Source organism: Hydrocoleum sp. CS-953 (assembly GCF_002260545.1).
In the GTDB taxonomy this organism is placed as follows: domain Bacteria; phylum Cyanobacteriota; class Cyanobacteriia; order Cyanobacteriales; family Microcoleaceae; genus Trichodesmium.
In genome coordinates this window covers 1-8135 of record NZ_LGSU01001221.1, presented here as the reverse complement: position 1 = coordinate 8135, position 8135 = coordinate 1, and the positions used below count along the sequence as shown (strand labels likewise).

7 protein-coding genes are annotated in these 8135 nt (G+C 36.4%); 6 read left to right on the top strand and 1 reads right to left on the bottom strand.

The features are described 5' to 3' along the window. The first annotated feature begins 138 nt into the window (after positions 1-138). The 4 genes from gloB (at position 139) to AFK68_RS20495 (ending at position 5643) form a co-directional block, all read left to right on the top strand. On the top strand, positions 139-912 hold the full coding sequence (gloB, locus tag AFK68_RS20510; protein WP_094674636.1) for a hydroxyacylglutathione hydrolase: 774 nt from the start codon (positions 139-141) through the stop codon (positions 910-912). Positions 913-1869: 957 nt separating this feature from the next. Beyond that, positions 1870-2187: a DUF2605 domain-containing protein gene (locus AFK68_RS20505; RefSeq protein ID WP_094674634.1), complete on the top strand. Its 318-nt coding sequence runs from the start codon at positions 1870-1872 to the stop codon at positions 2185-2187. 275 nt (positions 2188-2462) lie between these two features. Continuing rightward, positions 2463-2780 (top strand): DUF2973 domain-containing protein, encoded by a 318-nt coding sequence (locus AFK68_RS20500; protein WP_094674632.1) that lies wholly within the window; start codon positions 2463-2465, stop codon positions 2778-2780. 793 nt (positions 2781-3573) lie between these two features. Continuing rightward, a complete protein-coding gene (locus AFK68_RS20495; protein ID WP_094674630.1) occupies positions 3574-5643 on the top strand; it encodes a DICT sensory domain-containing protein in 2070 nt (689 codons plus the stop codon). 12 nt (positions 5644-5655) lie between these two features. Here AFK68_RS20495 and AFK68_RS20490 read toward each other — a convergent pair whose 3' ends face one another. After that, a complete protein-coding gene (locus AFK68_RS20490; RefSeq protein WP_094674628.1) occupies positions 5656-5985 on the bottom strand; it encodes an STAS domain-containing protein in 330 nt (109 codons plus the stop codon). A 497-nt stretch (positions 5986-6482) separates the two neighbouring features. Here AFK68_RS20490 and AFK68_RS20485 point away from each other — a divergent pair, with 497 nt between their 5' ends. Beyond that, a complete protein-coding gene (locus AFK68_RS20485) occupies positions 6483-6911 on the top strand; it encodes a photosystem I reaction center subunit II PsaD (protein WP_094674626.1) in 429 nt (142 codons plus the stop codon). Positions 6912-7057: 146 nt separating this feature from the next. After that, on the top strand, positions 7058-7225 hold the full coding sequence (locus AFK68_RS37115; RefSeq protein ID WP_168186574.1) for a hypothetical protein: 168 nt from the start codon (positions 7058-7060) through the stop codon (positions 7223-7225). Positions 7226-8135 lie beyond the last annotated feature (910 nt).

The window sequence follows — 8135 nt, the reverse complement described above, 5'->3', positions numbered from 1 at the left end:
TTTATGGATTTTTTGATTTTTTACAAATCATTTTCTACTGTTATATATACCTTCATTGCCTAACTACGTTAATTTAATAATTAAGAGGTAAAGATCCCTGAATAAAAATTTTGTAGATCAGGTATTAATTGAGTTTTTATGGAAATTTATAGACTACCAGCACTTTCAGACAACTATATCTTCTTACTACATGACCCAAATCAAAATATTGTGGCTGTAGTAGACCCCGCTGAAGCTAAACCAGTGCTACAGAAACTTCAATCACTGGGGGCTGAGTTGGTGGCTATTTTCAATACTCACCATCACCACGACCATGTAGGTGCTAATCAACAGTTAATCCAAAAGTTTCCCCAATTAACAGTTTATGGTGGAGTTGAGGACCGAGGTAGAATTCCTGGACAACAGGTATTTTTACAGGAAGGCGATCGCGTCCATTTTGCCGAGCGAGTCGGAGAGGTTTTGTTTGTGCCCGGCCATACAAGTGGCCATATTGCTTATTATTTTCCTCCTGTAGCTGCTGGACAAACAGGAGAGTTATTTTGTGGCGATACTTTGTTTGCTGGTGGTTGTGGTCGCTTATTTGAAGGGACACCAGGCCAAATGGTAGAGTCTTTGAGTAAATTGCGTAATTTACCTGACAATACACGAATATGGTGTGCCCATGAATACACTTTGAAAAATTTACAGTTTGCTATGACTGTTGACGAGCAAAATGCTGATTTACAATCTCGTTTTGCTGAGGTTAAGGAAGCGCGTAGTCGCAATGAAGCAACTGTACCATCGATGATTGGTGTAGAAAAACGTACAAATCCTTTTCTGCGCTGGGAGCAACCTGCTCTACAATTAGCAGTTCAAAGTCAAGATCCGGTACAAACTTTTGCCCGTCTCCGAGGAAAAAAGGATAGATTTTAACTTCAGGTTCCCAGGCATCACACATACATAAAGAAATTGGTCACGTTGCGTTTCAGTTTTTTAGGGTTAACGGGAGTTTGATGTTTTTGTGGCCGAAAAAGCTGCAAATCTAAAAAGGGCAAAGGGAATAGCTCAATAGGCTGAAAATCATTTATAGCAGTTTTCATGTTTTTTAGAGTACAGAGATTTGGGGTTAAAGAAAGAAGGCTCATATTATCTAGGAGAGGAGGAAGAAGGAAGAAGTAATGCAAGTCATGAAGTGAAAACCGCTATAAACCTAGATATATTAAAAGAATGGCCTATTTGATGTGACAGGATTCTGCAGACAGCGCTTTTCAGTTGAGTAGACCACAAAACTGTTGTAGGAGTCAGGTAGTCAGGAGTCGTAGGGGCTTGCTGGCCATTCGCCCGTACAGGAGTCAAAGGCTAGTTTCAAAGCTCTCGATCCTCAAGTTGCGACATCAACAAATCTTCCATCATGCCCCCCGGTGATTACTACTGTGGTCTATCGAGCATGAAAACTACTATAAGCTTTTGATCTGATTTTTTAAGTTTTTAAGGTATTTTTTCCTCAAGCAAGGACTATTAGTAAATGTTTCCGGCTCCTGTTATTTTATATTGGTCTTTTAAGTTTTTCTGAAGGCTAACAAAATGAAATTAGGATATTTGTTTTTTTATGCCTGGAAGCTTAGATACTGTAAAGCTTCAATTGTGACTTTTGACTAAAGTCACAAAAATTATTGTGAGCAATAGCATTTTTTGTACCTTAAGTATGTATAAATGAATAAGGTTTTATTGAGAATATAATTGTAGAAGGTAACTGGTTTTGGCTGAGAAATCCTTATTCCTGTCGTTTTCAAATCTCAATAGCTGATTTTAAAACATTTGTTAAGCAAAATGTTAAAAAGTGTAAAGAGTGTTAAGATTAAACTAGAATAAGAAACTAAATTTAAAAAAATGCTAAACCCCAAACTGCCAGAACCAGACTTACTTAAAGCGGTACTGCAACCCTTGTTAGAGGATTTCGGGTACTGGTTTGAGCGTTCCCGCCAGTTATTGGAGAGAGAAGAAATTTCTTTTCTGAGTAGCAGTGAGCAATTCGACCTACTTAATAGGGTGAAGCAAGCTCAACAGGAAGTGAATACAGCACAAGCTCTTTTTCAAGCAACTGAAGGTCAAGTTGGGGTGGAAACTACAGTGCTTATGCCTTGGCATCAGCTACTAACCGAATGTTGGCAAGTTGCGATGCGGTTCCGCAAAGAGCAATCTAGATAGAATGTAAAATCACAATCAAACTTTACTCTCAACCTAGACTCATATCCTGAATTAAGAAATATGTTCGGTTGACTTTTTCCCAGGAAACAGTTTTGAAGTTGATAATTGTTAATTTATGGCGACAACACTATTTCTTCTAGAAATGATGATGACATATCAAAATAAGACAATTTCTGCTTATAAAACTTATCCAGAGTCAAAGTAATAAAACCAGAAAAACTGTTTAATTTTTTTTAAAATTTGCTGAGTGGCTATCTAGCCTTGAGGAGAACACTATGTTACATTTGCTTTATATCCTAGCCTTCACTACTATTGCTGTTTTGGCTGTTCGTAATTTAATCCGTAGTCTATTAACAGTGGGACTTGAGTCTCAATCTTTGTCTTCCAACCGAGGGGGGTCTGCTCGTGACTCTTATTCTCAGTCTGGTAGAATTCCACATCCAGAACTATTGGATGAATCTGGGAATTTTATTGATGAACCTTTGTTAGTGATGCGGTCTGTTAATGTACAAGAAGCTCGCGAACAGTTGGATGCTATTTATAATTCTGAGCTTGGTTCAAGTGGTGAAACCCAAGATGAAACAAGGAAATAATAAAATACCATAAAATTAGTAAACTGTCAAAAACTTGCTATTGGTTTGTTGCAAAAGCTGATTACTAATAGCAGGTTTCTGTGGAGCAACTGTAAGACTATTCGAGAGCAAATCTCAGAAAGCGACTGCAATAAACCTCTCCAGAAAAGAGGGAGTAGGGGGAAAGAATTGATTATTTATGTACGATAATTGATTTGATTTTTTATGATAGGTCATTCTGCGCAAACCCTAACCTGAGATAACCGAGTCCCGCAGTGTCTCACAAGGACACCTACTGTAGTAGAATATGTTATTTCAATCTTCTGGACAGACCGGGTTGAATCTCTGAAGCAAAATATCTATAAAAATATACTTGATATAAACAGGACTTACGCAGAGGTACTATATATAGAGTTAAAAAACTATAACGTTATAGTTTTGAACGCTATACACATGGTCTTTGCGTAAGTCCTAATAAAATAGAATTAATTTTCGTTAATGAATGTAAAACTGTTAACAACTACTGGTAAAATTATCGGCAATAAGTTTTTTAGATAGTTGATCCTTAGACATACCTCCTAGTGACGAGCTGCCTCTTATAGAGAAGCTAACTCTTTTCTGTTGCGAAGTGAAACAGAGACTAAAAACGAACATGGAGAAAGTGTAAGACTATCCCAAATGATAGCAACTTTTCATAAAGCGTTAAACCACTAAGAGGTTGAAAACTTAATAGGAATAACTTCTATAAATAAATGTCAAATCAACAATGTATATTTGATGTTATTGATGCAATAGGTTAAAAATCAACCGCCAGATGACCATTCATAAATCCGTATTGGCAGAACTGGTGCTAGAGGTTCCGCAGATAAAACCACAAATTTACTTTAAGTCATCCCTGACTGCTCTCTCTCATGCAATGGAAGACCAGGTTTTAGCAAGCTCCGATCAACCTCTGGTCATAGCGACTTTTCAGAAAGAGCGTTTTTATCGTCAAGAAGCTCACCGTTATCGACGAATTGCGAACCTAACATCCCAAGTATATGTACTAGCTGCACCAGAAACGGAGTTTAAAAATTCTTCTGAGTATCACGAAACAGTAGCTTTTAATCCTAGAGATGCTTTAAGTAGGGAATGGAATCTATTGGTGCTTGGTCAAGATTATTCAAGTTGTTTGATTTGCAATGAGTGTGATAATTCTGGCCTAGTTAATGAAACATCTCAGTTCAGTGGAATGGAGCAAGCACGTCGGTTTGAAGGTATCTGGACTTTTGACCGTCAGGTATGTCTCCAATCTGCAAAATTATTACTTGCTCGAATCCTTAAATATAGACCAGAGTTAAAGGAAAAGGTTCAAGCAGCTATAGAAATTTATGGCATTAATTTAGATTTGAGGAAGGCAAAAAAATCTCCTCAAAGTAAATCTGCTTCTAATAATACTAATTTCCAGAAAGCTTTAGTAGTAGATGAAAATACTAACTTTAATCATCCTTTTGCCGAACGTTTGGTGACTTATTTGCAAGCAACTCAATATAAGTTACTTAAAACTTATCGCTCAATGGCGGCCCAGGAAAAAAAACAACGCTTGATTAATATTATCTCTTCTGCTATGAGGCGATCGCTAGATCCTGATGAGATTATCAAAGTGGCAGTCCAAGAATTGGGAGAAGCACTTTTGGCCAGCCGATGTTTGATCTATCAGTGTCGCCCTCTGGATGGAACAGCAACTATTACTCACGAGTATTTGGGTGTATCAGTAAAATCTTTGCTGAATCAGGTGTGGCCTCTAAAAGATAATGATCTGTTTCAAAAAGTTGTTCAAACTCAAGGGCGAGTTTATATAGAAGATACAAGTTTGCTACCTGAGTATTTGGTTTCAGAAACTTCAGGTACTGCCAAATCTCAGAGGAGAAATTGTCTGGAAAACTTAATATCTCAATGGGAGATTAAGAGCTGGTTAATGATACCTCTACTGTATCAGGGGCGACTATTAGGTATGGTGGAATTACATAATTGTGGCTCATGTCCCTATAACTGGTCTGAAGAACAAATAGATTTAGTAGAAGCGATCGCTACTCAGTTAAGTATGACTTTGATTCAGGCAGAAACTTATACTCACCTAGAAGAATTAAATCAACAATTAGAGGCTCTTGACCGGACTCGTAGTAATTTAATTGCTATTACTGGCCATGAGTTACGGACTCCACTATCTACTATTCAAGTTTGCCTAGAAAGTTTGAGTCAAGAACCAGATATGCCTGAAGAGTTACGTCAAGTAATGCTAGAAACTGCATTGGCAGATGCAGATAGAATGCGTCATCTTGTGCAAGATTTCTTAACATTGTCTCATCTAGAAAGTGGTAGAGTTGAATGGAATATAGAATATCTACCTCTATTAGAATGTGTTGATTTAGCTCTAAGTAGTATTCGTGCCCACAACTTAGAGAGGGAGTTGCCGAATATTACTACCCAGGTATCCGCAGAACTACCTTTGGTCTTAGCGGATGGGGAATGGCTAGTAGAGGTTTTGTCAAAACTATTGGACAATGCTTGTAAGTTTACTCAAGCTGAAGGAAGAGTAATAATTAGAGCAACTTCTAATAATGAGAATATGTTGAAGGTGAGTATCTCTGATACTGGTCGTGGGATTGAACCTAATCGGTTAGAGGCTGTATTTGATCGTTTTTATCAAGAAGAAGGTGCTTTACGACGCAGTGTGGGTGGTACTGGTTTAGGTTTAGCTATTTGTCGTCAGATTATTAGTCGTTTAGGGGGCCAAATTTGGGCGGAGTCGGCTGGTAAAGATCGGGGTAGTCAGTTTCATTTTACTATTCCAATTGTTGGTAATAGTCAGAAGCAAGAAGAAAGACAAAAGGAAGTTCATTAATCAATTGGAGAGCTAGCAAAGTAGTAGTTTAGCTTTTAATGAATTGAGGAATGTTTCGTCTTCTAAGACATTGAATTTTTGGTCTAATCCGGTAATCTGAAAAACTACTTGAATATCATCTTGAAGGTTTAAAAGATATAATTTACATCCTCTTTTTTCAGCAATTTTCTGGAGTACCACTAAAGTAGTTAAACCAAAATTATTAATTTTGTTGACCAATGCCATATCTATTACCCAGTAAAAATTTTGGCTTTGGAAAATTAGTTTATCTACGATTTGCTTGAGTCTATAACTACCCTTTAAATCTAAGTTACCTTGAGGACGAAATAAAATTACTTGCATAGAATTCAATCCTATTAAGTGAAAAATAAATTTATTGAGGTCATTTCAATTATCAGTACCGACTGTTCAAGCCAAAAGCTTGAAATACTGAAGTTTATTTTTTTCATCCCCTATCCTAGGAGAGGCTATTGACCTGATTTTTGTGAAGGAATAAAAAATAAAAAATATAAGCTTCAAATTAACTAAGAATAGTAATTTTTACTGGGATTGATAATTAAAAAATAAAATAGTGATTCTGATTTGGAGAAATTAAAATAAGGCAATATTGTTCCATTATTTTATTTAGACTAAAAAAAAGTATTGATAAATTCAAGGGGACTATTGCAATTACCCACTTTTTTAATCGTAGAATTTGGATAACTAAAGCAGCGCTTGGAGTAAATGGCCCAATATGTGGCCTAAGTTTAAATCATCCTTTTGTAACAGAACCTTACAATTTCTTAAACTTGAGTAACCCTGGTGATACCATTCCATAAAAAGGTTCATATAAGAAATCTATGGCAGACGAACTAACAGGACAACCTCCAATTTTTGGTGGCAGCACTGGTGGCTTGCTAACCAAGGCTGAAGTTGAAGAAAAGTACGCTATTACTTGGACTAGCTCTAAAGAACAGGTGTTTGAAATGCCTACAGGCGGCGCAGCTATTATGAATGAAGGTGAAAACCTACTCTATTTAGCCCGCAAAGAGCAATGCTTGGCCCTCGGTACTCAACTACGGACTAAATTTAAGCCCAAAATTGAGGACTTCAAAATCTATCGGGTTTTTCCTGATGGTTCTAATGAATACCTGCATCCGAAAGATGGTGTTTTCCCTGAGAAGGTAAATGAAGGCCGTCCTTATGTAGGTAAGATTGACCGTAATATTGGCAGTAACCCAGAACCTGCTGCTCTTAAGTTTACTGGTAAAAAACCCTATGACGCATAGGATTAAATCTATCAGTTAAAATATGGGATTAGAATGAGCCGTAAATAATATAGGCTTTTAAGACTGGCAATATTTTTGGCATTTTCTATCGTTTGATGATTAATACCTCGGCTTTCAGATATTTCATCTAAAGCTGAGGTTTTAATTTGATTAAGGAAGAAGGAAGAAGGAAGAAGGAAGAAGTAGGAAGCAAGAAGGAAGGAAGAAGGAAGGAAGAAGGAAAGAAGAAGGAAGAAGGAAGAAGGAAGAAAAAATCTCTGATCGAGAAGTTTATCAAAAATAAAATAGTTATAATCAAAGTTTATCCGATTTAGCCAACATTTATTAAATTGGTATCAGACCAAGTATGATAAATGTTGGCTACAAATACTATGGTTTGTTTTAGGAGTCAGTCCTCATTCATCAGGAGTCAGAATAAATAGCTTCGATGCCATTTATTAGTTCATCACTTATCTTATTAGTCAAAGGGGCATCTCCTGTAAAGTCTTTTTATCGCCCTTACTATTCGTAAAATTCTTTTCTAAAATTGGTATTACAGGAGTTTTTAAGTTAATTAGGTCAGGACTTACGCACCCAAATAATAAACCGGGTTTATTGCACTGATTTTTTCAAATCACGAAATTTCGTCGATAAACCCGGTTTCTGCGTCAGTCCTATTAGGTATAAAGTTTTAGTGGTACTTAAACATTTTATGATCGGAAAAATACCTAAAAGTCTCTCTAGACAAGGGAATTACGTCGATGCCCTAAAAATGGCTAGAACCCTTGGTAATTCATAATTTATACCTTTTTGACGTAAAAGCTTTTGCCAGTCTATATTTGAGCCTTTTTTGTGTCTCTATTTTGTTTAAGTACCATTAGGACTTTAGAGGGTATATGTAAATAAAATATTAAATCCTTGTGTAGGGTGGGTTAGGCACAGATTAATAGTTAAACTTAATAGTTGGGTGTTATTTGCCGTAACCCACCAATAATAAACCTTACAGCAGTTCTTAAGATTTATTTTATAGAAACTCTCTTAGGAAGAGAGATATCTATTAAGAATTGACTTTTAAATAACGGTACTTTCACAAAAAATATGTTAAAAATAGTATCAAACCCTTATATAGTCTAGGTTTGATATTTAATTAACCTGTTTCCTGATATATCTAGGTTTGAGCAATTTTTAGCCTGAGCAACGTATTTACCTTATACCAATTCCCATGCATTAATGCTATACTTGGGT

Excerpts from the sequence above, each read along its gene's own strand:
- gloB (WP_094674636.1), top strand. The coding sequence starts at position 139 with ATGGAAATTTATAGACTACCAGCACTTTCAGACAACTATATCTTCTTA.
- AFK68_RS20505 (WP_094674634.1), top strand. The coding sequence starts at position 1,870 with ATGCTAAACCCCAAACTGCCAGAACCAGACTTACTTAAAGCGGTACTG.
- AFK68_RS20500 (WP_094674632.1), top strand. The coding sequence starts at position 2,463 with ATGTTACATTTGCTTTATATCCTAGCCTTCACTACTATTGCTGTTTTG.
- AFK68_RS20495 (WP_094674630.1), top strand. The coding sequence starts at position 3,574 with ATGACCATTCATAAATCCGTATTGGCAGAACTGGTGCTAGAGGTTCCG.
- AFK68_RS20490 (WP_094674628.1), bottom strand. The coding sequence starts at position 5,985 with ATGCAAGTAATTTTATTTCGTCCTCAAGGTAACTTAGATTTAAAGGGT.
- AFK68_RS20485 (WP_094674626.1), top strand. The coding sequence starts at position 6,483 with ATGGCAGACGAACTAACAGGACAACCTCCAATTTTTGGTGGCAGCACT.